The sequence below is a fragment of the Sagittula marina genome (genome assembly GCF_014196795.1).
In the GTDB taxonomy this organism is placed as follows: domain Bacteria; phylum Pseudomonadota; class Alphaproteobacteria; order Rhodobacterales; family Rhodobacteraceae; genus Sagittula; species Sagittula marina.
Genome location: NZ_JACIEJ010000017.1, coordinates 20364 through 45160, shown reverse-complemented (window position 1 = coordinate 45160; position 24797 = coordinate 20364). Strand labels below are relative to the sequence as shown.

Below are 24797 nucleotides of genomic sequence, written 5' to 3'. Positions count from 1 at the left end.
GCGGCTTGCAGGAGTGGGCTGGCACGCAACCCCGAGAAATGCGGACGCGAGCCGGTTCGCAAGCGCCCGTAGCCGCGAACATGGAGGAGCGGAAAAATGGAACGCGTAGAGATATTTGAAGTTGGCCCGCGTGACGGGCTGCAGAATGAAGCGCGACAGATCGCGACCGAAGACAAGATCGCTTTGGTCGATGAGCTGTCTGCTGCGGGGTTTGCGCGGATCGAATGTGCCTCCTTTGTCAGCCCGAAGTGGGTGCCGCAAATGGCGGACAGCGCCGAGGTTATGGCCGGGATTGTTCGCGCGCCCGGTGTTTCCTATGCAGCGCTGACGCCGAACCTGAAAGGGCTGGAGCGCGCCATCGCGGCAAAAGCCGATGAGGTGGCGGTCTTTGGATCGGCGTCTGAGGGGTTTTCAAAGGCCAATATCAACGCAAGCATCGACGAGGGTTTGGCACGCTTTGAGCCTGTGTGCGAAGCGGCGCGCGCCAAGGGCATTCGCGTGAGGGGCTATGTGTCCTGCGTGGTCGAATGTCCCTATGACGGGGCTGTGTCGCCGGACGCAGTGAGGCGGGTGGCCGCCTCCTTGCGGGACATGGGCTGCTATGAGGTGTCTCTGGGCGATACCTTGGGGCGCGGTGCGCCGGAGGCCGTGGACGCGATGTTGGAGGCTGTTTTGCAAGAGCTGCCAGCGGAGCGGCTGGCCGGGCATTTCCACGACACCGAGGGCAGGGCGCTGGACAACATCAGTGTTGCATTGGCGCGGGGGATACGTGTTTTCGATGCGGCGGTCGGCGGGTTGGGCGGTTGCCCCTATGCGCCGGGGGCGGCGGGGAACGTCGCGACCGAAGCCGTGCATGATATGGTCACGGCGCTTGGCTATGAGACAGGGTTGGATCGCACGGTTTTGGCGCAAGCGGCGATGCGGGCGAAGGGGATGCGGTCCGCGCGATGAGCGTTGGATCGAGGCAGAAGCCTTAGGCGAGGTGGGAGAGAAGATGGAAGAGATCAGAGTCGAGACGACAGAGGACGGTGTGGCGCGTATCACGCTGGCGCGTGCAGAAAAGCATAACGCGATGTCGGCGCGCATGATGGGCGAACTCGTCGAGGCTGTTGACCGGATCTCCAACGACGCGGCGGTGCGTGTTGTGGTGTTGCAGGCGGACGGCGGGACCTTTTGTGCGGGGGGTGATCTCGCCTGGATGCGTGCGCAGTTCGGCATGGACCGGGCGACGCGCGTGCGGGAATCCGGTCGCATCGCGGAAGCGCTGGGGGCGCTGTATCGCCTGCCGCAGCCGCTGATCGGGCGTGTGCAAGGCAACGCTTTTGGTGGCGGGCTTGGGTTGATTTCAGTTTGCGACGTGGCGATCGGCGTCGATACGGCCAAGTTTGCTCTGACCGAGGTGAAGTTGGGTCTGATTCCTGCCAACATCGGGCCATATGTGGTGGCAAAGCTCGGCGCGCGTGCGTCTGCGCAGGTCTTTATGAACGGCAAGGTGTTCAACGGAGCGCAGGCGGTCGATCTGGGGCTGCTGAACGGCTCGGTGATGGGTGATGATCTGGACGCTGCCGTGCAGGCGGAGGTGTCGCCCTACCTGGCCTGTGCGCCGGGAGCGGTGAAAGATGCAAAGCGTTTGCTTCGGTCTTTGTCGGGGGAGGTGTCGTCGACAGACGTGGACATGGCCATCGAGGCGCTGGCAGATCGTTGGGAGACCGACGAAGCGCAGGCGGGAATCGCGGCGTTTTTTGACAAGCGAAAGGCTCCTTGGGTGACGTGATCGGTGACGGAGCAGATTGCGCACCTCTATGCGATCGGATGTCTCGGGAGCGTGTTTTTCGAGCTGGCGTTAATCGCGGGGGCGCCACTTGGGACCTGGACACAAGGCGGGCGATATGCCGGACGCCTGCCACTGACCGGGCGCGCTGTGGCGGCGGTTTCGATCCCCATCCAGATCTTTCAGGCGCTGGCCATCATCAATGCGGCCGGTTTTCCCTTGGGGTGGCCGCTGTGGACTGGATGGGCGGCTTTCGGCGTCAGCGGTGCGAGCTGCGTTTTGACCGCAATCACACCCTCCGCGGCAGAGCGCGCGATCTGGTTTCCGGTCACGCTGGTGATGGCCGGACTGGCGGGATACGTCATGGTCATGACGCGCGCCGCCGTGATGTAGCTCAGAGCAGTGTCGCCAGCATCCAGATGCCCATGACCACCATGACGAGGTTTTCTGTCAGGGACACAAAGCCCAGCGGCACGTTGGATGATCCCCCCATGCAGGCGCATTTCAGTTCTCGCTTGTCGACGTAGACGGCCTTGATGACAGAGATTGCGCCGATCCCTCCGATAAAGAGGGCCACCGGGCCGGAGATCCACGCCGCTGTCCCGGCGAGCATCAATATCGCGGCAGCCGCTTCGAGGAAGGGGTAGGCATAGGCATACGGCACATAGCGACGCGCCAGCAGGTCGTAGTTCAGAAACATGGTCGAGAAGCTTTCGACGTCGCGCAGTTTTTGAACCGCCAGAAGTGCCATTGCCGTCGCCAGGATCGTGCGGACCGTGGCCGCCGCACCAAACCCTGCGGCAAAGCCGATGGCCAGTCCCATCAGGGCAGCCGTTGCGAAAACAGCGATGACAGGGGTGTATGTCTTTTCCTTGTCTTCGGGGGGCGTCTTTCCGAAGTGCCGCTGCAGGTCATCGTAGCCGCCAATACGTTCGCCGGAGATAAAGGTCTGCGGCGTGGTCTCTACGTCGTGTTCCGCCATGAAGCGGTCAGTTGCCTCGCGCGTTTCCAGCAAGTGATCCTCGACCGTGTAGCCCTTTGATTCGAGAAGCGCCTTGGATTTAAGGCCGAAGGGGCAAAGATGGTCCGGCATGGCCATGCGATAAAGCCGGGCATGGTTGGCTGTGGTGTCGAGTGCCATGGGGGACTCCTTTCAAAAAAGCGTTCGCAACACTCTGAGATAACTCAAGGTTCGTCATCAGGGTTCCTGCCGCGACTATGTACCACGCCAAGGTGGGCCTGGATGGGTTTTGCAAACAGAGTTGCCATTGATCGGGACGGCAAACCTTGAAAAATCCTGTTGCATCAAAGGCAAGAGGGCGAGGACACTGTGCCCAAAATCGTCGCAATGGTGCGATGGGGCGGGAACTTGTTTGTTATCAATCTTTTGAATATCGCTGCCGCTTGTTGACCCTGACGGGCTGCGGGGCTAAGCCGTGATCGGACGAAAGTCGCGGGCGCCTGCTGCGGTCGCGCCCCCCGGTTATTGAGGAGCTGCCTCGTGGAAGACATGCTGCGGGAATACCTGCCGATCCTGGTTTTCTTGGCCATCGCCATACTCATTGGTCTGGTTTTCATCTTCGCCGCGATTCTTGTCGCTGTGCGAAACCCCGATCCTGAGAAGGTGTCGGCGTACGAATGTGGTTTTAATGCCTTCGATGACGCCCGGATGAAATTCGACGTGCGATTCTATCTGGTCGCGATCCTGTTCATCATTTTCGATCTCGAGATCGCTATGCTGTTCCCATGGGCCGTTGCGTTCCAGGGCCTGAGCGACGTGGCCTTCTGGGGCATGATGGTCTTTTTGGGAATCCTGACCGCAGGATTTGCCTATGAATGGAAGAAAGGGGCGCTGGAATGGGAGTGATGACAGGGGTGAACACCGCTGGCGGTGATCGTGACCACGCTACGCAGTCGCTGAACGCGGAGTTGCAGGACAAGGGTTTTCTGCTCACGTCGACCGAGGACATCATCAACTGGGCGCGCACCGGCTCGTTGCACTGGATGACGTTCGGTCTTGCGTGCTGCGCTGTTGAGATGATGCACAGCTCCATGCCGCGCTACGACCTTGAGCGCTTCGGGATCGCACCGCGCGCGTCACCGCGCCAGTCAGATCTGATGATTGTGGCGGGAACGTTGACCAACAAGATGGCCCCTGCGCTGCGCAAAGTCTACGACCAGATGCCAGAACCACGCTATGTGATTTCCATGGGCAGCTGCGCCAATGGCGGTGGTTATTACCACTATTCCTATTCTGTTGTGCGTGGCTGCGACCGGGTTGTTCCGGTCGATGTCTATGTGCCCGGGTGCCCGCCCACGGCAGAGGCCCTGGTCTATGGCATCTTGGCGTTGCAGAAGAAGATACGCCGCACCGGCACCCTGGTGCGCTGAGGTAAATTGATGGCTGACCTTAATCCTGGTGATATGGTTGAACTGACTTCCGGCGCTGCTTTGGCCCGCATCTGGATAGTCCGGCCCGTTGCGGCTCGTTTTGCTGCGCAAACTGTCCGGTTTCACTCCGCCGCACCCGAGGTGGGTCGGGCCATCGTTGCCGTTGATGCTTTGAGAAAGGTGGACGCATGACCGATGCGCTGAAAGAACTGGGTGGTCATATCGAGGTCAAGCGGCCCGACTGCGTGCTGGCCTGGGATGTGACCCACGGTGAGTTGAACATCGACGTGGCCCCCGCAAACATCCGCGGGTTTGTCGATTTCCTCAAGACCGACTCAACGTGCAAATTCTCGTCGCTGGTGGATATCACTGCTGTGGACTACCCTCAGCGGCCCAAGCGGTTCGACGTCGTGTATCACTTTCTGTCGATGTATCAGAACCACCGCATTCGGTTGCGGGTGTCGATCCGCGACGACGAAATGGTGCCGTCCATCGTGCCGGTGCATCCGTCCGCCAACTGGTTCGAACGGGAAGTGTTCGACATGTTCGGCATATTGTTTTCCGGTCATCCGGACCTGCGCCGCATCCTGACGGACTATGGATTCCGTGGCTACCCGCTGCGTAAGGATTTCCCGACTACGGGCTATACCGAAGTGCGCTACGACGAAGAGCAAAAGCGCGTGGTCTATGAGCCGGTGTCGCTGGTCCAGGAATACCGTCAGTTCGATTTCATGTCGCCGTGGGAAGGTGCGCAATATGTGCTTCCTGGAGATGAGAAGACCGAAGAGGCGAAGTGAATGACGGGGGCGGTGTCTGACAGTGACAAAGCCCCCAAGTCGTGTCAGACGGGACCGCTCGGACCGGAGGCGCGGCTTTTCCCCGTTGTGGGATATAACAAGGCACTGTTGGCTGGAATGCTTATGGTGAACGAAAGGATACGAGGCGACGTGAGCTTCGAAACGGATATCGAGACGCTTGAGCGTGAGGGCTGGGAGCCCGAAAAGGCCATCGCCATGCTGGAAAGCGGCGAGGAGTGGATCGCTTGGGCCAATGAACTGCTGCCTGAAATGATCGACTTGTCCGACGCGTTGGTTTGCACGGGCTTTTTTGCTGAAGACGGGTCCGCCCGTGGATTGATCTGGGACCTTCTTGAGATGATTGTCTCTCGTGGTGACGATGAATTTACCGCCAGGGCCTTCGCGTTTGTGCTCAACTGCGCCGAGAGCGGACAGGCGGAGCTGGAGATGCCGGCGCTTATCGGCTTTGTCTGCAAGGTGGCGCAGCCGGAAAACGGCGCGATGTGTCTTGATGAATTGGCGGCCCGGCTGCCCAACGAAATGATCGAGGATCGCGCGGGTTTGTTCGCGCATCATTATGGTCCGGATGGCTTGGCGCTGATGCGCGCGGCCAAATCCGGCAGAAGGAGGCACTGATGATGGACGGCTCCAAAGGTTTCGAGGACGCCCTGACAGGCGAACAGCAGATCCGCAACTTCAACATCAACTTTGGTCCACAGCACCCGGCGGCACACGGCGTGTTGCGCCTTGTGCTTGAGCTCGATGGTGAGATCGTGGAACGCTGCGATCCGCACATTGGCTTGCTGCATCGTGGCACAGAAAAGCTGATGGAATCGCGGACTTACCTGCAAAACCTGCCGTACTTTGACCGCCTCGACTATGTGGCGCCGATGAATCAGGAGCACGCCTGGTGCCTGGCGATCGAGCGTCTCACCGGGGTGGAAGTGCCACGCCGTGCGTCCCTGATCCGTGTGTTGTATTCGGAAATCGGTCGTGTGCTGAACCATCTGTTGAACGTGACGACACAGGCCATGGACGTGGGCGCGCTGACGCCGCCGCTTTGGGGCTTTGAACAGCGCGAAAAGCTGATGATCTTTTATGAGCGGGCCTGCGGTGCACGCCTGCACTCAGCTTATTTCCGCCCCGGCGGTGTGCATCAGGATTTGCCGCCGGCGCTGCTCGACGACATTGAGACATGGGCACATGAATTCCCCCAGTTCCTTGAGGACGTGGATGGATTGCTGACCGAGAACCGTATTTTCAAACAGCGGAACGCGGATATCGGGGTCGTGACAGAGCAGGAGATCCTGGACTGGGGCTTCTCTGGCGTGATGGTGCGCGGTTCCGGGCTTGCCTGGGATTTGCGTCGCGCGCAGCCGTATGAATGCTACGACGAATTTGATTTTCAGATCCCGGTCGGGAAAAACGGCGACTGCTACGACCGTTATCTGTGCCGCATGGAAGAAATGCGCCAATCGGTTTCTATCATGCTGCAAGCCATCGAAAAGTTACGCGCGCCCGAAGGGCAGGGCGATGTCATGGCGCGCGGCAAGATTACGCCGCCGAAGCGCTCGGATATGAAAACCTCGATGGAGGCGCTGATCCACCACTTCAAGCTTTACACCGAAGGCTTTCACGTACCTGAAGGTGAAGTTTACGCGTGTGTTGAGGCGCCCAAAGGTGAATTCGGCGTGTATCTGGTGGCGGACGGTACAAATAAACCCTACCGGGCCAAGCTGCGTGCGCCTGGCTACCTGCACCTTCAGGCGATGGACCATGTGGCCTCTGGCCACCAGTTGGCGGATGTGGCGGCCATTATCGGAACGATGGATATCGTGTTCGGCGAGGTTGACCGCTGAGGCGGTTTGGCCGAACAGGGGGTCCGAAGTGAGGAATACGACAATGATGAAACTGGTTTTGGCCTTGCCCGCGCTGGCGTTGACCGCTGGCTGCGTGGAGCTTGGGATGGCCCCGGAAGGGGCTACGCCTGAAGTTCTGGCCGCATGGGACGCGTCTGTCGCCTCCATCGGTTGTGATTTGGTGAATGAATCCGATTACCTGCCTGTGGAACTGCAGACAGGTCTGCCGCGCGAGAAGGTTATCGAAATCGCGCAGTATAAAGTCGCGCGGGACCAGGCCGTGTCGCTGGAAAATGGCGGTGTGCGCTCGGTCGTCGGGGCCTGTGTGCCGGTGACGGAACCCGCCATCGAAGTTGCCCAAGCGGGCTGAAGATTGTCGCGCTTGGGCCTTCCCATGCGCCAGTTATAGGGACGAACCACATGCTGCGCAGGCTGCACCCGGACCAACCCGAGAGCTTTGCATTTACCGAGGCGAACCTTGCCTGGGCGAAAGAACAGATCACCAAATATCCCGAGGGCCGTCGGGCTTCGGCAATCATCCCCTTGTTGTGGCGCGCACAGGAGCAGGAGGGCTGGTTGAGCCGCCCTGCGATGGAAGCCATCGGCGACATGCTTGGAATGGCTTATATTCGCGTATTGGAAGTCGCCACCTTTTACTTCATGTTTCAACTGCAACCTGTTGGTTCTGTTGCACATATTCAGATTTGTGGGACGACGTCCTGCATGATTTGCGGTGCAGAGGATCTGGTCGGTGTCTGTCGCGAAAAGATTTCCGAAAAGCCGCATGTCTTGTCCGCGGACGGCAAGTTTTCGTGGGAAGAGGTCGAGTGTTTGGGCGCATGCACCAATGCGCCGATGGCACAGATCGGGAAAGACTATTACGAAGACCTGACGGTCGAAAAGCTTGGCAATTTGCTGGATGCTTTGGCCAACGGCGACGTTCCGAAAGCGGGTCCGCAAAATGGCCGAATGGGGTCAGAGCCCAAAGGCGGCGCGACCACTTTGACCGAGTACGTGAACGCCTCGATCACAATGAACGCGTCTGTGCAGTTGGCGCATGACATCGGTGACACGATCAAACGGATTGATGGGACCGAGGTGCCTTTGAAAGCACCTTGGAACGACCAGTCGGGCACCCGCAGCGTGTGAGACGCGCGGGGCACGCCTGCGCAAACAGCTTTTGACCAGACAGGTTTACAACGCCCGGTGCTTACGCGCCGGGCGTTGTGCTTTTGTCCAAAGAGCGGATTCCGGAATTGCCTCAGCGGCTGAGACGGGCAAGAGTGTTAAGAAAGTGAAAATTGAATCCTGCCAGTGCAGGGAACAGATGGGAGATGTGCCGACATGCGGACGGATGGCAATTGCAAGATGAAGAGCTGGGGGATGGCCGGAGCGCTGGGGGTACTTAGTTTCCTGTTGCTCTTGGGGAAGGGATTTGGCGCTGCTCTGATCCTCGGGGGGCTGGCCTTTGTTTTGCTGGGTTTGCTGTTTGACTGGCTGTTCTGCGCGCCTATTCCCAAGGTTTCGAAACCTGTGTCTACCGCTGCTAAACCCGGTGGCGATGTGACTGCGCATGAAGCGACGGTCAGTGCCCAATCGGCAGCGGCAGGCGTCACCGGTACAGCGGGGGCTTTGGTCGCCGCGGCGACTGCACCTGCGTCGACAGACACGCGCGGTGTTTCTGGAGCGGACACGGCGCGTGAAGATTCCTCTGAAGGTGCCTCTGAGCCTGAAGCGGAAGACGCCGCTGGCGTTGCAGATCAGTCTGGTTCCCGTGAGAAGCCCTCCACTGAATTGTCCGGCGACGCGGAATTGGCAGACGGCCAAGAGGCTGGGACGTCGTCCACGGACGAAAGCAATGACGCTGGCGAGGCGGAAAAGGTTGCTGCGACAGATGCCGCTCCTGAAGCGGAAAAGCCGTCCGAAGCGGATCCATCGACTGAGACAGCGTCCAAGCTTAAACCTTCTAAGCCTTTGTCCGGGGAGGCCGAGCTGGCAGAACGCAAAGGCACCTGGACTTATAAAAAGGATGGTTCGCCAGAGGGATCGAACGACCGTGACCCGGGCAAAAACGAGTTTGACGCTAACGATGCCAAGACGGGCACGGAGGAAAGCAAGCAGCCCGCGCTTCTCGACGCTCCGCGCAACGGTCAGCCTGATAATCTCAAGGAAATCAAAGGTATCGGTCCCAAGCTGGAGGAGACGTGTCATTCGCTGGGGGTCTATCATTTTGATCAGATCGCCGCGTGGTCGGACCAAGAAGTCGCATGGGTTGATGCCAACCTTCAGGGTTTCAAGGGCCGGGTGAGTCGTGACGAGTGGCGCGCGCAGGCAAAGATACTTGCGTCCGGTGAAGAAACTGCTTTTTCTGAACGCGTCGAAAAAGGCGGTGTTTACTGAAAATTCTTGTCGCATGGCGTCCGTGCGGGCGTCCTGCGACACCAGCGCGGCTTGCAGATCTTTTCTGGTTGTGTCACGCCTTAAGGCGGCACTGTTGGGGAGGAACGGCGCTTCAAGGCACGCGATGCGGCAAGAAATCCGCATCCTGCGTAATGAGCGAGGACTGAGCCATGATGATAAGCCCGATGATATCTTTCAAACCCGATTACTCTCCTGTCATCAAAATGATGGAGATGCAGACGAAGTTGGTGATTGAAACCAGCCAAGCCATGATGGAATTGGCGATGTTGCCGTGGCAGGGGCTGCCGATGGCCCAAATGCCGAAGATGACGGAAATGCCATTCGCGACCACAGGGTTCGGCTCGATCTGCAACCCGACTGGCAAGGCAAAGATGCCGGAAGTGGTCGCGCCTGTTGCCCACAAAACCACGGAAGCGGTTGCGGATAGCAGCAAAGAGATCGCCGAAGTTGCTGCCGTCGCGATAGACGAGAGTGTGGAAACCGCCGCCGATGCGGCGGAAGACGTCACTGAAACGATGAGTGCAACAGTGGCTGAGACGACCGAAGTTGCAGCCGAATCTGCGGCTGACGTCGCTGATAATACGGTCGCCACAGTAGACGAAAGCACTGAGTCGATGTTGGGCGTCGCGCCTGACTTGTTCGACGCACCCAAGGGTGAGATGGATGATCTGACCGTAATCACGGGCGTTGGACCAAAGCTGGCCGAAACGCTCAACGCGGCAGGGATTTACCACCTTTCGCAGATTGCGGCATGGTCCGAGGACAATGTGACTTGGATTGACGCAAATATTGCGGGCGTGCGTGGCCGCGCGTCCAAGAATGGCTGGGTGGCTCAAGCCTCCGAGCTGCTGAAATAATTGTATATCAAAGACTGAAGAGCAGACATGGCTGATAGGGAAGAACTGAACCGGCGTGGGCGCAAGGTTGCGTTGACAATTGCCGGTGTAGGGTTGTTCTGGATCGCGGTGACTGCTTTGGGGCAGGCTCTGGATTGGACCCAGAGCCTGCGCGCTTTGTTAGATCTTGTCGCATTGGCGGGGTTTATCTGGGCGATCTGGATGATATACGGACTGTGGCGCGCGCGCCAGGAACATGAAGGATAAGCGATGCTTCAGGACCAGGACCGGATTTTTACCAATATCTACGGAATGCATGACCGCACCCTAGAGGGCGCCAAGACGCGTGGCCACTGGGATGGTACCAAGGACATCCTTGGCAAAGGACGTGATTGGATCATCGATGAGATGAAGGCCAGCGGACTGCGTGGACGCGGCGGCGCGGGCTTCCCGACCGGTCTGAAATGGTCCTTCATGCCAAAGGAATCGGACGGGCGTCCGGCCTTTCTGGTCATCAACGCTGACGAATCTGAGCCCGGTACATGCAAAGACCGTGAAATCATGCGCCATGATCCGCACACGCTGATCGAGGGCGCGTTGATTGCTTCATTCGCGATGCAGGCCCATGCATGTTACATCTACATCCGCGGGGAATACATCCGTGAGAAAGAAGCGCTGCAAGCTGCGATAGATGAGGCCTACGATGCTGGGCTGTTGGGCAAGAATGCCTGTGGCTCTGGCTGGGATTTCGAACTGTTCCTTCATCACGGTGCCGGCGCCTACATCTGTGGCGAAGAGACGGCCTTGCTTGAATCGCTGGAAGGCAAGAAGGGGATGCCGCGGATGAAGCCGCCATTCCCGGCGGGCGCAGGGTTGTACGGCTGCCCGACAACTGTGAACAACGTCGAATCCATCGCCGTTGTCCCGACGATTTTGCGCCGTGGTGCGTCCTGGTTTGCGGGCTTCGGTCGTGAAAACAACGCCGGGACAAAGCTGTTCGCCATCTCCGGGCATGTGAACAACCCTTGTGTTGTCGAAGAGGCAATGTCGATCTCCTTCGAAGAGTTGATCGAAAAGCACTGTGGCGGCATCCGTGGGGGTTGGGATAATCTCAAGGCGGTTATCCCCGGCGGTTCGTCCGTTCCTTGTGTGCGCGGAGAGAAGATGCGCGATGCGGTGATGGATTTTGATTATCTGCGCGGTGAATTGGGGTCGGGTCTTGGCACGGCTGCGGTTATCGTGATGGATAAAAACACGGACATCATCAAAGCGATTTGGCGTCTGGCGAAGTTCTACAAGCATGAAAGTTGCGGTCAGTGCACGCCATGTCGTGAGGGCACCGGTTGGATGATGCGCGTCATGGACCGTCTTGTCCGTGGTGAGGCAGACGAAGAAGAAATTGATATGCTCTGGGACGTCACCAAGCAGGTCGAGGGGCACACCATTTGCGCCCTCGGTGACGCGGCGGCCTGGCCGATTCAGGGCCTTATCCGGAACTTCCGTGATGAGATCGAAGATCGCATAAAGGCGCAAAAAGCCGGTCGCGTGAGCGCGGTGGCTGCAGAGTAATCTTGCGGTTCCGAGAATTGAAAAAGCCCTTCACGTTTCGTGGAGGGCTTTTTACGTTTGTGGCCAATCAATCGGTCTGGGTGGTCTTTTTGAGGGTTTCCCGATCTTTCTTGGGCATTCCCTCCGTAATATCATCCGAAGTTTCGGCGTGTTTTGCATCGCCGACATTTTCGTGATCGGTGAATTTTTCGGTCTGGTCCTGTGCGTCGGCGTCTTTCTCTGACATCGGGCGTGTTTCGAGATCTTTGGTCATGATATCCTCCTCATATTGCAATCAACGCACGAAAGCAGGCGGCGTTCCGCTTTCCCGACCTTTGTCGCATGCAGCATTGAGCATGTCCTTTGCTTGACCTCTGGATTTGGGAGGGCGAGAGTGTCTGCGCTTTGGCGAGCCGGCGCAGCAGCCCGCCCGCCGGCAAAATAAATGGCAAAGGGCAAGAGCATGAAGAACGTTGCGCAACTAAGAGGTTATAAGGCGAAACCGGTAACACGTGGCGAGACGGCTCAAGCCAAGGCACTGCCGTTTCCGGACCTATCCCTCGTCTTCAAGATCGGCATGGTTTTGTTGTTGGCAACACTTCTTGTTGGATGCGGCGGCCAAAGCAGTGGTGGTCAGGGTCCACGGTTTGATGGGCAAACCTTTCGCGGCAGCGCAAAACCGGTTCAGGGCGATCGTGCGGAGTTCGTGGCAACGGCGCGGCAACCGTCCAAGTCAATCACCGGTGCGACCCAAGCTGCGGCGTATCAGGGGAAACAATACTGTATCAACACATTCGGCACATCCGACATCGACTGGATCGTCGGTCCGGATACACCGACCTCTCAGCTGCCGGTTTCCGAGAGCAGTCTGACATTGACCGGTCGGTGCCGCGATCGGTAAGCGTTGCCTTGCCGATCTGCGCCACGCTTGAAGAGAGATTTCGCCCAACCCGTCGCGGGGCAGGCGTCGATATTGCATAACAATCCGCGTTGGCCCTTCTTCATGTCGAATACCACTCAAGAAGGAGGCCCCAATGCGGCTGATTCCCGTTCTGACGCTGTGCCTTGCGCTGGCCGCCCCGGCATTCGCGAAACCGCATCTACGTGAGGTGCCGGAAATTGATGACACCTTGATGCAAATCGCAATCGCCGATGAAATTCGCAAAACCTGTGATGACATCAATGCGCGTATGATCCGGGCTTTTGCTCAGGTCACGCAACTCGAATCGCGGGCGAAGTCTTTGGGCTACTCGTCCGATGAGATCGATGACTACGTTTCCTCCAAATCAGAGAAGCGTCGCATGCGTGAAAAAGCGAGTGGCTGGTTGGCGGCGCAGGGTGTGAAAGCCGATGATGACAAAGCGCTTTGTGCCTTTGGCAAAGCCCAAATCAAGAAAGACACGTACATCGGGTCTTTGCTTCGCTGAGGCATGAGCCCGGGGGAAGCCCCGGGTTCAAATTCAGCGGCTTGTACATGAAACAAAGTTAATTGGTCGGGTTTATTTGTGATCACGCACGTCGTCGTGCTGGAAGAAGTTCTTTATCCGCGTCGATTTTTCCCAGATTTCTGTGGGAATTTCCGCGTCTCGCATCTGGCGTTGTGGTCATTGGCGCGATAGAACCGGGCCAAGTCGCGCCCGACCTTGGTCTTGGTCAACGTCAGGCGCCGCCATCTGCAATCTGGAGAGGCACCGGCATGTCCGACTTGCGCAAGCTCATCATCGACGGTCAGGAAATTGAGGTTGATGGGTCGATGACCCTGATCCAAGCCTGTGAGGAGGTCGGTATCGAAGTTCCACGCTTCTGTTACCATGAACGCCTCTCCATCGCCGGCAACTGTCGCATGTGTCTGGTCGAAGTGGTCGGTGGACCGCCTAAACCTGCGGCGTCCTGCGCCATGCAGGTCAAGGATATGCGTCCCGGCCGCAACGGTGAGCCACCTGAGATCAAGACCAATTCGCCTATGGTGAAGAAGGCCCGCGAGGGGGTTATGGAGTTTCTGCTCATCAACCACCCGCTCGATTGCCCGATCTGTGACCAAGGCGGCGAATGCGATCTGCAGGACCAGGCAATGGCCTACGGGGTTGATTTCTCGCGGTTTACCGAGGCGAAACGCGCTGTGACCGATCTGGATCTTGGTCCGCTGGTCGAGACTCACATGACGCGCTGCATTTCGTGTACGCGCTGCGTGCGGTTCACGTCCGAAGTCGCGGGTTTGAACCAGATGGGCCAGACGGGCCGGGGCGAAGACGCTGAGATTACATCTTATCTGAACCAGACGCTCGAATCGAACCTGCAGGGCAACATCATCGATTTGTGCCCGGTGGGCGCTTTGGTTTCAAAGCCTTACGCTTTCACGGCGCGCCCTTGGGAACTGACGAAGACCGAGACCATCGACGTCATGGACGCCCTTGGCTCCAACATCCGCGTTGACACGAAGGGCCGTGAAGTGATGCGCATCTTGCCGCGCAACAACGACGGCGTGAACGAGGAGTGGATTTCGGACAAGACCCGTTTCGTTTGGGATGGCCTGCGTCGTCAGCGCCTCGACCGTCCTTATGTACGCGTCGATGGCAAGCTGAGACCGGCGACGTGGCCGGAAGCCTTGTCGGTTGTCGCAGAGAAGGTGAAGGGCGCGTCCAAGCTCGCCGGGATTGTCGGTGATCTCGCATCGGTTGAGGCCGCGTATTCCCTGAAGACCTTTATCGAAGCCGCCGGTGGTGCGGTCGAATGCCGCACCGACGGTGCCAAGCTGCCCGCAGGCAACCGTTCTGGCTATGTCGGGACCGCCTCGGTCGAGGATATCGATTCGGCGGAGATGATCCTGCTGATCGGCACCAACCCGCGTGACGAATCTCCTGTTCTGAACGCTCGCATCCGTGCGGCCTGGGCGCGCGGCGCCAAAGTTGCCCGCATCGGTGCGCCGGTCGATCTGACCTATGACTGCATCGAACTTGGGACTGGCCGCGATGCGCTGGCCAAGCTCAAGGAGATGGACCACAGTGACAAGGATGGCGTGAACGGCATCATGATCGTGGGGCAGGGCGCGCTGACCGAGGCCGACGGCGCCGCCGTTCTGGGCACCGCCATGAACCTTGCCACCGCCGGTTCGTCGAAGTTGATGGTGCTGCACACCGCCGCGAGCCGTGTCGGCGCGCTCGACGTGGGCGCGGTCAACGCGCGCGGCATGGACGCCGTGAACGAGGCTGATGTGATCTACAACCTCGGCGCGGACGAGCTGGAAATCGGTGCGGGTGCTTTCGTTATCTATCAAGGCTCTCACGGTGACCGTGGGGCGCACCGCGCCGACGTGATCCTGCCGGGTGCGGCTTACACCGAGGAACAGGGGCTTTTCGTGAACACCGAAGGCCGTCCACAACTGGCGCTTCGCGCCGGGTTTGCACCGGGCGAGGCCAAGGAGAACTGGGCCATCTTCCGGGCATTGTCCGCGGAGATGGGCGCGAAGCTGCCTTGGGATTCGCTGGCACAGCTGCGTCAAGCGCTGATCGCGGATGTTCCACACCTTGCGAAGATCGACGAGGTGCCTGAGAACGAATGGCAGCCGGTGGACGAAGGGTCGCTGGGCGATGCAGATTTCCGTTATGCCGTGTCCGATTACTGGCTGACCAATCCAATCGCCCGTGCCTCTGAGGTGATGGCGGAGCTGTCCAAAAACGCAAAGCTGCGCAATCAGGCGCCAATGGCGGCGGAATAAGTGCGGGTGAGCGGGATGATTGCCATGTTGGCTTTGAGTGCCACGGCGAGCTGCGACACAGCGCAGACTCGCCCGAGCGCGGCGAAGCCGGTTTACGAGGGCGTGGACACGCGCCTCCTCGATGGTGATTTGGTGAACTTTCACGTTCAAATGCGTGGCGCCCGCGGACCCGATGACGTTGAATCTTATGGCGAGTGCGCAGCAGCGCAGTATGCTTTGATCCGCGGCTACGGCTTTGCCCGGCATGTACGTACGAATGTTTACGACGAGGGTGGCCTCTGGCGCGGAGATGCGGTTTACACCATCTCGGCGGCGCTGCCCCGTGGGTTGAAAACGATCGACGCAGAGGTCACCGCTTTGGCCTGCGCCGAGAACGGAATACCGATGGTATGAGGACCTGATGGCTGAATTCTTCTCCGACAATCCCTGGGGTATCGCGATCTGGATCGTGTTCACGATTCTCGCGCTGCTGGTGCCGCTTCTCGTGTCGCTTGCCTTCCTTATGTGGGGTGACCGCAAAATTTGGGCGGCTGTGCAGATGCGTCGCGGTCCCAACGTGGTGGGTATCTTTGGCCTGCTGCAATCATTCGCAGACTTCCTGAAATACATCGTCAAGGAAGTGGTGGTGCCGGCCGGCGCTGACCGTTTCGTTTTCTTTCTTGCTCCGATGGTATCGCTGGTCATGGCGTTCGTCGCCTGGGCCGTGATTCCGTTTGGTGACGGCTGGGTGATCTCGGATATCAACGTCGCCATCCTTTATGTCTTCGCCATCTCCTCGCTGGAGGTCTACGGCGTGATCATGGGGGGCTGGGCGTCCAACTCCAAATACCCCTTCCTTGGTTCCCTGCGCTCTGCGGCTCAGATGATTTCTTATGAAGTCAGCCTTGGTCTGATCATCATCGGCATCGTGATCTCGTCCGGCTCCATGAACTTTGGAGATATCGTGAGGTCGCAGGACGGGGTTGGCATTCTGTCGTGGTACTGGATCCCGCACTTCCCAATGATGTTCCTGTTCTTTATTTCTGCGTTGGCTGAGACAAACCGCCCGCCCTTCGACCTTCCCGAAGCGGAGTCGGAATTGGTCGCAGGCTACCAGGTGGAATACTCTTCGACGCCGTTCCTTCTGTTCATGATCGGGGAATTGACCGCAGTCGTGCTGATGTGTGCACTTGTGTCACTGCTGTTCTTTGGCGGCTGGCTATCTCCCGTTGAGTTCCTGCCCGATGGCATCTTCTGGATGTGTCTCAAGATGGTCTTTGTCTTCTTCATCTTTGCGATGGTGAAGGCGATCACTCCGCGCTATCGCTACGACCAACTGATGCGGATCGGTTGGAAGGTCTTCCTTCCGATGTCCCTGGCGTGGGTTGTCTTTGTCTCCTTCGCCGCGCGGTTCGACTGGTTCTGGGGCTTCTATGCCCGCTGGGCTGTGGGGAGCTGATATGACCCGGGTGCGGAAACAATTCGTTTCTGATTTTGCAGAGGGACTTCGTGCGAGCACATCCCTGCGCGGTGTTAAGGTCGCCACACGGGCACGCAAAACGTGTGCCTTTCCCGTGGGAGAGACATTGTGACCGACCTGAAGAAAGCCATCCTTGATGCCAAGTACATCGATATGATCGGCCTTGGCGACTTCGTTGTCCGTGACTGCGGGCTGCCTGACGTGGACGCCGACGGTAACCTTTTGCCTCAGGCAAACGAAATCGCGGCTGCGATCTATCGTTGGGCCGCAGACATGCAAGCCATGAGCGAAGACGTGAAATCCCAGCCTCAGGCGGCGGTCGTCGGAGCTTCTATCGCTGAAGAAGTGAATGGCGACACGGTTTCGGAAGGCATTTCGGAATATGATGAACACGGTGATCCAGTGACGGACGCCGAAGAGGCGGAGCAGCTCGAAGCAGCGCGCGAAGCCGTGAAAGAGGAGAGCGCATAGATGGCGACCATCGACTATGGGCGCGCAGCCAAGTATTTCCTGCTCGCCGACTTCATGAAGGGATTTCAGCTGGGGCTGAAGTACTTCTTTGCTCCCAAGGCGACGTTGAACTATCCGCACGAAAAGGGGCCTTTGTCGCCCCGGTTCCGCGGCGAACACGCGTTGCGCCGCTACCCGAATGGTGAAGAACGCTGCATTGCCTGCAAACTGTGCGAGGCGATCTGCCCCGCGCAGGCAATCACCATTGATGCCGAACCGCGCGAGGACGGCTCCCGCCGGACGACACGCTACGATATCGACATGACGAAATGCATCTACTGCGGGTTTTGCCAAGAGGCCTGCCCGGTGGATGCAATTGTCGAAGGTCCGAACTTCGAATTCTCGACCGAAACCCGTGAAGAGCTGTTTTACGACAAGCAAAAGCTGCTCGAGAACGGTGATCGTTGGGAAGCCGAGATTGCGCGCAACCTCGAACTGGATGCGCCGTACAGATGATGGATTGCGCGCATTTTCCCTTGCTTGAGACCGGGCGCGCTTTGCGTTCGGCCGATTGCCTGGTGGGTGGTGCGCGTCCAGAGCGCCGTGGTGTGCTCATGCATGGCCGAAGTGGCCTTGGAAGTTGTCAGGAGACAGTGCGATGACCAGTGGCAAAACTCCATTTGAGTTGATGATGGAACAGGCGCAGGAGATGGCAAAAGCCTTCAACCCGGCCATGACCACCTTTGATCCCAAAGGGTATGAGAAGCTCTGGCCGACCATGTCGAAGGACACCATGGAAATGTTCTTTGGCAAGGGGTTGTCCAAGTCGGGCCTTGATGCCAAGACGCGGCTGTTGTTGACACTTGCGGGACTCACCATGCAGGGCGCGCAGGCCGAAACTCCGTTTCGAATGACCGTTCGTCACGCCATTGAGGCGGGCGCCACTGAAGAAGAGATCGCCGAGACCATCGCACAGATGTCGATGTTTGCCGGCATACCTGCCATGACCCGCGCCATGGATTTGGCTCGCGAGGTTATGGCCGACGGAAAGGATGACGAGGAATGACCGTCTTTGCCTTCTACCTGTTCGCATTGGGCGTGATCGCCGGCGGCCTGTTCACGGTGGTCAGCCGCAACCCGGTGCACTCCGTGCTATGGCTGATCCTGGCATTCCTGTCCTCGGCCGGGTTGTTTGTCCTGCTTGGGGCCGAGTTCGTGGCGATGCTTCTGGTCATTGTATATGTGGGCGCCGTCGCTGTGCTGTTCCTGTTTGTGGTCATGATGCTGGACGTCGACTTTGCCGAGTTGAAGGCAGAGATGGCGCAGTATCTGCCGCTGGGTTTGCTGATCGGTCTGATAATCTTGATGCAACTGGGCATGGCCTTTGGTGTGTGGGAAGCGTCAGACGTCGCAGCCGCGCAGCTGTCCTCACCGACGCCCGTCGATGTGCACAACACTGCGGCGCTTGGTCTGGTTCTGTATGACCGCTACTTCCTGCTGTTCCAGCTCGCGGGTCTGATCCTGCTGGTTGCAATGATCGGCGCGATCGTTCTGACACTCCGTCACCGCAAAGACGTCAAGCGTCAGGTTGTTTTGCAGCAGATGTACCGGGATCCGGCCAAAGCGATGGAGTTGAAGAACGTCCGTCCGGGGCAGGGCCTTTGAACAGCCTTTGGGACATCATCCTCTCACCGATGGGCATCGTGCTCTACGCGGGGTTCTGGGCGTTCAAGCTCACTGCCGGGGTTTGGTTGCTGACAAAGGCGGTCACCCGATTGCCGGTCCGTCACCGGATCTGGGCAGAAGCTGCCTTGATACGGTTGCGATTGATGAAAGGGCCCGCCGACCCATTAGGGTAAAGGGAACTGCGCCACGCAGCGCAAGAATTCGGTCTGACAAGTCGGGCCAAAGGGACAACGCACTGTCCCTATCAAGCAACAAGCTCCGGGCGTGATCTGGGGCGAGCAAGACGAAAACGAACGGGCCAGACGCCCGGAGGGACACGTATGATCGGATTGGAACATTACCTGACCGTCGCCGCGGCGCTGTTTGTGATTGGCATCTTCGGGCTTTTCCTGAACCGAAAGAACGTGATCATTCTGCTGATGAGCATCGAGCTGATGCTGCTGGCCGTAAATATCAATCTTGTCGCCTTCTCTTCATATCTTGGCGATCTGGCGGGGCAGGTCTTTACACTGTTTGTTTTGACCGTCGCCGCCGCCGAAGCGGCGATTGGCCTTGCCATTCTGGTCTGCTTCTTCCGGAACCGCGGCACTATCGCCGTGGAAGACGTTAACGTGATGAAAGGGTAACCCACGATGGAGAGCATCATCCTCTTTTCCCCGTTGGTGGGTAGCCTCATCGCGGGCTTTGGCTGGAAGTTTATCGGTATCCGCGGAAGCCAGTGGATTACGACCGGTCTGCTGTTTCTGGCCTGCGCCTTTTCGTGGATCGTTTTCCTGACGCACGGGCCCGAGACACAGCACATTCAGATCATGCGCTGGATCGAGTCCGGAACGCTCAGCACCGACTGGGCGATCCGTGTGGACCGCATGACATCCATCATGTTGATCGTTGTGACCACGGTGTCGTCGCTCGTGCACCTGTACTCCTTCGGGTACATGGCCCATGACGAAAACTTCAAAAAGGGTGAAGAGAACTACAAGGCACGCTTCTTTGCGTATCTCTCGTTCTTCACCTTCGCGATGTTGATGCTGGTGACCTCTGACAACCTCGTCCAACTGTTTTTCGGCTGGGAAGGTGTGGGTGTCGCATCTTATCTGCTGATTGGGTTCTACTACCGTAAGCCTTCGGCAAACGCGGCGGCGATGAAGGCTTTCATCGTCAACCGTGTGGGTGACTTTGGCCTCGCTTTGGGCATTATCGGTCTCTACTTCCTGACAGACAGCGTACGGTTCGATGATATCTTCGCGGCGGCGCCTCAACTGGCTGAGACGCAGATTTCATTCCTCTGGGGTGATTGGAACGCGGCCGAAGTCATGGCGCTGCTGCTCTTCATCGGCGCGATGGGTAAGTCGGCGCAGCTGATCCTGCACACATGGCTGCCAGATGCGATGGAAGGCCCGACACCTGTGTCGGCTCTGATCCACGCCGCGACGATGGTTACGGCCGGCGTGTTCCTGGTCTGCCGGATGTCGCCGCTCATGGAATATGCGCCGAACGCAATGGCGTTTGTCACGTTCCTTGGTGCGACGACTGCTTTCTTTGCGGCGACCGTCGGTTTGGTGCAGAACGACATCAAACGTGTCATCGCCTATTCAACCTGTTCGCAGCTGGGCTACATGTTCGTTGCAGCGGGCGTTGGCGTTTACTCGGTGGCAATGTTCCACCTTCTTACCCACGCGTTCTTCAAGGCGATGCTGTTCCTCGGTGCCGGCTCTGTCATTCACGGGATGCATCACGAGCAGGACATGCGGAACTACGGCGGACTGCGTAAGAAGTTGCCGGTGACGTTCTGGGCCATGATGATCGGTACGTTGGCGATTACCGGTGTCGGGATCCCGCTGACTCACATTGGCTTTGCCGGTTTCCTGTCGAAAGACGCGGTCATCGAAAGCGCCTGGGCGGGCACTGCGGGTGGATATGCCTTCTGGATGTTGGTCATTGCGGCGCTTTTCACCTCGTTCTATTCGTGGCGCCTCATTTTCATGACCTTCTTCGGCAAACCGCGCGGCAACAAGCACACGCATGAGCACGCGCATGAAAGCCCGATGGTCATGTTGATCCCGCTGGGCGTTCTGTCGCTGGGTGCGATTTTCTCCGGTATGCTGTGGTACAACAGCTTCTTTGGCGACCATGATGCTGTAAACGAGTTCTTTGGCATCCCGGCGCATCACGAAGAAATGGCAGAGGCCGGCCATGATGTGGATGGCGCTGCTGAAGCAGGGGCTGTCGCCGCAATTGATCCCACAGAGGGCGGCGCTGAAAGCGACGCACCTGCCGGGGCCGAGAGCCATGCGGCCGTTGCAGAACACGGTGCACCGCAAGGCGCGATCTTTATGGCGTCCGACAACACCGTCATGGAAGACGCGCACCACGCGCCGGTCTGGGTAAAGGTGTCGCCCTTTATCGCGATGGCGATCGGTTTCGCAGTGGCGTATCTGTTTTATATTGCGAACACATCGCTGCCGCGAAAGTTGGCGGAAACGCAGCGCCCGCTGTATCTGTTCCTGCTCAACAAGTGGTACTTTGACGAGGCCTACGATTTCCTCTTCGTGCAGCCGGCCAAAAAGCTGGGCCGCATCTTCTGGAAGGGGGGTGACGAGGCGATCATCAAGGGCGGGATCAACGGGCTGGCCATGGGGATCATTCCATGGGTCACACGTCTCGCAGGTCGCGCTCAGTCTGGCTACATCTTCACTTACGCCTTCGCCATGGTCATCGGGATCGCGGTCCTGATCACTTGGATGTCTATCTCCGGAGGGGCACACTGATGTCGAACCTTCTCTCCATCGTCACCTTCTTGCCGGCTCTGGCGGCCCTGATCCTCGCAGTGTTTCTGCGGGGGGATGATGCGGCGGCCCAGCGTAACGCAAAGTGGTTGGCGTTGATTGCTTCCGCAGCAACCTTCGTGATCTCGCTGTTCATCCTTGCGCAGTTCGATCCGTCAAACACCGGCTTCCAGATGTTGGAAGAGGGCGAATGGCTTATGGGCCTGAGCTATCGGATGGGCGTTGACGGCATCTCGGTGCTGTTTGTGATGCTGACCACGTTCATGATGCCTTTGGTGATCTGGGCCAGCTGGGACGTCAAAACCCGTGTCACCGAATACATGATCGCCTTCCTGATGCTTGAGACGCTTATGTTGGGCGTGTTCATGGCGCTTGATCTGGTGTTGTTCTACGTCTTCTTCGAGGCTGGCCTTATCCCGATGTTCCTGATCATCGGGATCTGGGGCGGAAAGGAGCGCATCTACGCGTCCTTCAAGTTCTTCCTCTACACCTTCCTTGGCTCGGTGCTGATGTTGGTGGCGATGATTGCCATGTATGCCGACGCTGGCACCACCTGTATCGGCGGCTGTGATGTCTCGCTTTTGACCCATAACTTTGCCTCTGACGACTTCAGTGTCCTGGGCGTGCCCATCGTTGGTGGTCTGCAAACCATGCTGTTCCTGGCGTTCTTTGCGTCATTCGCTGTGAAGATGCCGATGTGGCCCGTGCACACATGGCTGCCTGAGGCGCACGTTCAGGCGCCCACCGCAGGTTCCGTGGTACTGGCGGCGATCCTGCTGAAGATGGGCGGCTACGGGTTCTTGCGCTTTTCGCTGCCGATGTTCCCGGTGGGGTCCGAAGTCATGCAGAACTTCGTCTTCACCCTGTCAGTCGTGGCCATCGTCTACACATCGCTGGTCGCGCTGGTCCAGGAAGACATGAAGAAGCTCATCGCCTACTCATCCGTGGCGCACATGGGTTATGTGACCATGGGCATCTTCGCTGCCAATCAACAGGGGGTCGACGGCGCGATTTTCCAGATGATTTCCCACGGGTTCATCTCTGGCGCGCTGTTTCTGTGCGTCGGCGTAATCTATGACCGGATGCACACCCGTGAGATCGACGCTTACGGTGGCCTGGTGAACAGGATGCCGGCATATGCGCTGATCTTCTTGTTCTTCACCATGGCGAACGTCGGGTTGCCAGGGACGTCCGGATTTATCGGGGAATTCCTGACGCTGGCTGGTGTCTTCCAAGTGAACACTTGGGTCGCCGCCGGTGCGGCGCTTGGGGTAATCCTCTCTGCGGCCTATGCCCTGTGGCTTTATCGCCGTGTGGTCATGGGTGACCTGATCAAAGAAAGCCTGAAAACCATCAAGGACATGACCCGCCGTGAGAAACTTATCTTCACGCCACTGGTGGCCATGACTCTTCTGTTGGGCGTTTACCCGGCCCCGATCCTTGACCGGATCGGTCCGTCGGTGGAGGCGCTGGTGGCGCATTACGATACATCGCTGGAAAGCGCAGGCCGTGGCGGCAATAGCAACCGCGTGGCCGAAGCTGAAGCTGAAGTTGGACACTGAGGGGTACCATGATGTCGGCTGACCTGAACATCATCCTGCCGGAAATCATTCTGTCGCTATATGCGCTGATTGCTCTGGTAGGCGCGGTTTATACCGGAAAAGACAATCTTGCCCCAATGCTGGTCTGGGTGACCTCTGGCGTATTTGTGGTGATGGCCATCTGGATCGGAACTTCTGGGGACGGGTCGCTCCCTGCCTTCTACGGCATGTTCCAGAATGATGCTTTTGCACGATTCGCCAAGGTGCTGATATTGATCTCTGCAGCGGCAGTCCTGGTCATGAGCGAAGGCTACATGGCGCGTCGCGACCTGCTGCGGTTTGAATACCCTATGCTCGTGACCCTCGCGGTCGTCGGCATGATGGTCATGGTGTCTGCGGGCGACTTGATGTCGCTCTACATGGGCTTGGAGCTGCAATCTCTGGCGCTTTATGTTGTCGCCTCATTGCGCCGTGACAGCGTGAAATCAACGGAAGCGGGTCTGAAGTACTTTGTACTGGGCGCGTTGTCTTCGGGTTTGCTCCTCTACGGCGCATCCTTGGTCTATGGTTTTGCGGGCACGACACTGTTCTCCGGGATTATCCTTGCGGCAACCGAAGGGCATCTGACCGTTGGACTGCTGATCGGCCTCGTTCTGATGATCTCCGGGATGGCGTTCAAGGTGTCGGCTGTTCCCTTCCATATGTGGACGCCAGATGTCTACCAAGGGTCTCCGACCCCGGTCACTGCGTTCTTTGCAACGGCGCCGAAAGTGGCCGCCATGGGCCTCTTTGCCCGTGTGATGTTCGACGCCTTTGGCGGCGCCATCGCGGATTGGAGCCAAGTGATTGCACTTCTGGCGGTTCTCTCGATGTTCCTTGGGTCTTTTGCGGCGATTGGGCAAACCGACATCAAGCGCCTGATGGCCTACTCGTCCATCGCTCACATGGGCTATGCCTTGATCGGGCTTGCCGCGGGCACTCAGCTTGGCGTGCAGAATATGCTGATCTACATGGCGATCTACGTGACGATGAACGTCGGGACATTTGCGTTCATCCTCTCGATGGAGCGCGATGGCCAGCCGGTCACGGAGGTTGGCGCACTTGGGATGTACTCCAAAAAGTCTCCGGGTCGGGCACTGGCCATGCTGGTGCTGCTGTTTTCGCTTGCAGGGGTGCCGCCGCTTTTGGGGTTCTTCGCCAAATACGGTGTCATGTTGGCGGCGGTGGATGCAGGTATGGTCTGGCTGGCGGTTGCGGGCGTGATCGCATCGGTCATCGGGGCTTACTATTATCTGCGCATCGTCTTCTTGATGTACTTCGGTGATGAGCGAGAAGACGCATTGGATAAACCTTCTTCCAGCGTGCTTTCAGGCTTCCTGGCGGTTTCTGCGCTGGTCATTGTGGTGGCTGTGTTCAACCCTCTGGGCTTGACCGTACATTTGCAAGATAGCGCCGAGGCTGCTGCCGTGTCTTTGGTGAACTGATCTTGGCACGCAGGCGTTTCGCTGAAATCAAGATGAGCGTGGCGCGTCCCTTC

The 24797-nt window shown here is 58.4% G+C and carries 28 protein-coding genes and 1 pseudogene; 27 read left to right on the top strand and 2 right to left on the bottom strand.

Annotation, left to right across the window (positions count from 1 at the left end):
- The first annotated feature begins 96 nt into the window (after positions 1-96).
- The 3 genes from GGQ68_RS22150 to GGQ68_RS22140 are packed head-to-tail and all read left to right on the top strand — an operon-like array spanning position 97 to position 2164.
- Entirely contained in the window at positions 97-951 is an 855-nt protein-coding gene (locus tag GGQ68_RS22150; RefSeq protein WP_183969876.1) for a hydroxymethylglutaryl-CoA lyase, read from the top strand.
- A gap of 43 nt (positions 952-994) precedes the next feature.
- A complete protein-coding gene (locus tag GGQ68_RS22145) occupies positions 995-1774 on the top strand; it encodes a crotonase/enoyl-CoA hydratase family protein (RefSeq protein WP_183969874.1) in 780 nt (259 codons plus the stop codon).
- Positions 1775-1777: 3 nt separating this feature from the next.
- Positions 1778-2164 (top strand): hypothetical protein, encoded by a 387-nt coding sequence (locus tag GGQ68_RS22140; protein WP_343056049.1) that lies wholly within the window; start codon positions 1778-1780, stop codon positions 2162-2164.
- Between the two features lies 1 nt (position 2165).
- Here the strand turns inward: GGQ68_RS22140 and GGQ68_RS22135 are convergent, their stop codons facing one another.
- Complete coding sequence (locus tag GGQ68_RS22135) at positions 2166-2912, bottom strand: glutaredoxin family protein (RefSeq protein ID WP_183969872.1); 747 nt, start codon at positions 2910-2912, stop codon at positions 2166-2168.
- 360 nt (positions 2913-3272) lie between these two features.
- Between GGQ68_RS22135 and GGQ68_RS22130 the strand changes: the two genes are divergently transcribed.
- From GGQ68_RS22130 to nuoF, 11 genes and pseudogenes are all read left to right on the top strand, one after another.
- On the top strand, positions 3273-3638 hold the full coding sequence (locus tag GGQ68_RS22130; protein WP_183969870.1) for an NADH-quinone oxidoreductase subunit A: 366 nt from the start codon (positions 3273-3275) through the stop codon (positions 3636-3638).
- The gene (locus GGQ68_RS22125) at positions 3638-4162 is read left to right on the top strand and encodes a NuoB/complex I 20 kDa subunit family protein (protein WP_183969919.1); all 525 of its coding nucleotides are present in this window, start codon (positions 3638-3640) and stop codon (positions 4160-4162) included. The genes GGQ68_RS22130 and GGQ68_RS22125 overlap by 1 nt, the downstream gene beginning before the upstream one ends.
- 188 nt (positions 4163-4350) lie before the next feature.
- Positions 4351-4959, top strand: a complete 609-nt coding sequence (locus GGQ68_RS22120; RefSeq protein WP_183969868.1) for an NADH-quinone oxidoreductase subunit C — start codon at positions 4351-4353, stop codon at positions 4957-4959.
- A gap of 150 nt (positions 4960-5109) precedes the next feature.
- The gene (locus GGQ68_RS22115) at positions 5110-5595 is read left to right on the top strand and encodes a hypothetical protein (RefSeq protein WP_221235691.1); all 486 of its coding nucleotides are present in this window, start codon (positions 5110-5112) and stop codon (positions 5593-5595) included.
- Complete coding sequence (locus GGQ68_RS22110) at positions 5595-6818, top strand: NADH-quinone oxidoreductase subunit D (RefSeq protein ID WP_183969864.1); 1224 nt, start codon at positions 5595-5597, stop codon at positions 6816-6818. The genes GGQ68_RS22115 and GGQ68_RS22110 overlap by 1 nt, the downstream gene beginning before the upstream one ends.
- 43 nt (positions 6819-6861) lie before the next feature.
- The gene (locus GGQ68_RS22105) at positions 6862-7188 is read left to right on the top strand and encodes a hypothetical protein (protein WP_246429506.1); all 327 of its coding nucleotides are present in this window, start codon (positions 6862-6864) and stop codon (positions 7186-7188) included.
- A 50-nt stretch (positions 7189-7238) separates the two neighbouring features.
- Positions 7239-7952 (top strand): annotated as a pseudogene (gene nuoE / locus GGQ68_RS22100) (NADH-quinone oxidoreductase subunit NuoE); the annotation flags it as partial.
- 498 nt (positions 7953-8450) lie between these two features.
- Positions 8451-9218: an NADH-quinone oxidoreductase subunit E gene (locus GGQ68_RS22095; RefSeq protein ID WP_183969860.1), complete on the top strand. Its 768-nt coding sequence runs from the start codon at positions 8451-8453 to the stop codon at positions 9216-9218.
- A gap of 185 nt (positions 9219-9403) precedes the next feature.
- Complete coding sequence (locus GGQ68_RS22090) at positions 9404-10096, top strand: hypothetical protein (protein WP_183969858.1); 693 nt, start codon at positions 9404-9406, stop codon at positions 10094-10096.
- 27 nt (positions 10097-10123) lie between these two features.
- Positions 10124-10342, top strand: a complete 219-nt coding sequence (locus tag GGQ68_RS22085; protein ID WP_183969856.1) for a DUF5337 domain-containing protein — start codon at positions 10124-10126, stop codon at positions 10340-10342.
- Between the two features lie 3 nt (positions 10343-10345).
- Complete coding sequence (gene nuoF / locus GGQ68_RS22080; RefSeq protein ID WP_183969854.1) at positions 10346-11644, top strand: NADH-quinone oxidoreductase subunit NuoF; 1299 nt, start codon at positions 10346-10348, stop codon at positions 11642-11644.
- Between the two features lie 67 nt (positions 11645-11711).
- On the opposite strand, the gene GGQ68_RS22075 is transcribed toward nuoF, so the two are convergent.
- Positions 11712-11897, bottom strand: a complete 186-nt coding sequence (locus GGQ68_RS22075) for a hypothetical protein (protein ID WP_183969852.1) — start codon at positions 11895-11897, stop codon at positions 11712-11714.
- A 171-nt stretch (positions 11898-12068) separates the two neighbouring features.
- On the opposite strand from GGQ68_RS22075, the gene GGQ68_RS22070 reads away from it, so the two are divergent.
- The 13 genes from GGQ68_RS22070 to nuoN all read left to right on the top strand — a co-directional run bounded on the left by GGQ68_RS22070 (position 12069) and on the right by nuoN (position 24744).
- A complete protein-coding gene (locus GGQ68_RS22070; protein WP_183969850.1) occupies positions 12069-12524 on the top strand; it encodes a hypothetical protein in 456 nt (151 codons plus the stop codon).
- A gap of 133 nt (positions 12525-12657) precedes the next feature.
- The gene (locus tag GGQ68_RS22065) at positions 12658-13050 is read left to right on the top strand and encodes a DUF5333 domain-containing protein (protein WP_183969848.1); all 393 of its coding nucleotides are present in this window, start codon (positions 12658-12660) and stop codon (positions 13048-13050) included.
- Between the two features lie 269 nt (positions 13051-13319).
- Positions 13320-15338 (top strand): NADH-quinone oxidoreductase subunit NuoG, encoded by a 2019-nt coding sequence (gene nuoG / locus GGQ68_RS22060; protein WP_183969846.1) that lies wholly within the window; start codon positions 13320-13322, stop codon positions 15336-15338.
- A 24-nt stretch (positions 15339-15362) separates the two neighbouring features.
- Complete coding sequence (locus GGQ68_RS22055) at positions 15363-15731, top strand: hypothetical protein (RefSeq protein WP_246429505.1); 369 nt, start codon at positions 15363-15365, stop codon at positions 15729-15731.
- Positions 15732-15738: 7 nt separating this feature from the next.
- Entirely contained in the window at positions 15739-16776 is a 1038-nt protein-coding gene (gene nuoH / locus GGQ68_RS22050) for an NADH-quinone oxidoreductase subunit NuoH (RefSeq protein ID WP_183969843.1), read from the top strand.
- Positions 16777-16905: 129 nt separating this feature from the next.
- Positions 16906-17268, top strand: coding sequence for a hypothetical protein (locus GGQ68_RS22045; protein WP_183969841.1), 363 nt, complete (start codon positions 16906-16908; stop codon positions 17266-17268).
- Complete coding sequence (gene nuoI, locus GGQ68_RS22040) at positions 17269-17763, top strand: NADH-quinone oxidoreductase subunit NuoI (RefSeq protein WP_183969839.1); 495 nt, start codon at positions 17269-17271, stop codon at positions 17761-17763. It begins immediately after the preceding gene.
- A 142-nt stretch (positions 17764-17905) separates the two neighbouring features.
- Positions 17906-18313: a carboxymuconolactone decarboxylase family protein gene (locus tag GGQ68_RS22035; RefSeq protein ID WP_183969837.1), complete on the top strand. Its 408-nt coding sequence runs from the start codon at positions 17906-17908 to the stop codon at positions 18311-18313.
- Positions 18310-18912, top strand: a complete 603-nt coding sequence (locus GGQ68_RS22030) for an NADH-quinone oxidoreductase subunit J (protein ID WP_183969835.1) — start codon at positions 18310-18312, stop codon at positions 18910-18912. The genes GGQ68_RS22035 and GGQ68_RS22030 overlap by 4 nt, the downstream gene beginning before the upstream one ends.
- 341 nt (positions 18913-19253) lie before the next feature.
- Positions 19254-19559 carry an NADH-quinone oxidoreductase subunit NuoK gene (gene nuoK / locus GGQ68_RS22025; protein WP_183969833.1) on the top strand — a complete coding sequence of 102 codons (306 nt, stop codon included), beginning with the start codon at positions 19254-19256 and terminating at the stop codon, positions 19557-19559.
- Positions 19560-19565: 6 nt separating this feature from the next.
- Positions 19566-21701: an NADH-quinone oxidoreductase subunit L gene (gene nuoL / locus GGQ68_RS22020; protein ID WP_183969831.1), complete on the top strand. Its 2136-nt coding sequence runs from the start codon at positions 19566-19568 to the stop codon at positions 21699-21701.
- Positions 21701-23281, top strand: coding sequence for an NADH-quinone oxidoreductase subunit M (locus GGQ68_RS22015; RefSeq protein WP_183969829.1), 1581 nt, complete (start codon positions 21701-21703; stop codon positions 23279-23281). Before nuoL ends, GGQ68_RS22015 begins: the two co-directional genes overlap by 1 nt.
- Positions 23282-23289: 8 nt before the next feature.
- Positions 23290-24744, top strand: a complete 1455-nt coding sequence (gene nuoN, locus GGQ68_RS22010) for an NADH-quinone oxidoreductase subunit NuoN (RefSeq protein ID WP_183969827.1) — start codon at positions 23290-23292, stop codon at positions 24742-24744.
- The last annotated feature ends 53 nt before the right edge of the window (positions 24745-24797 follow it).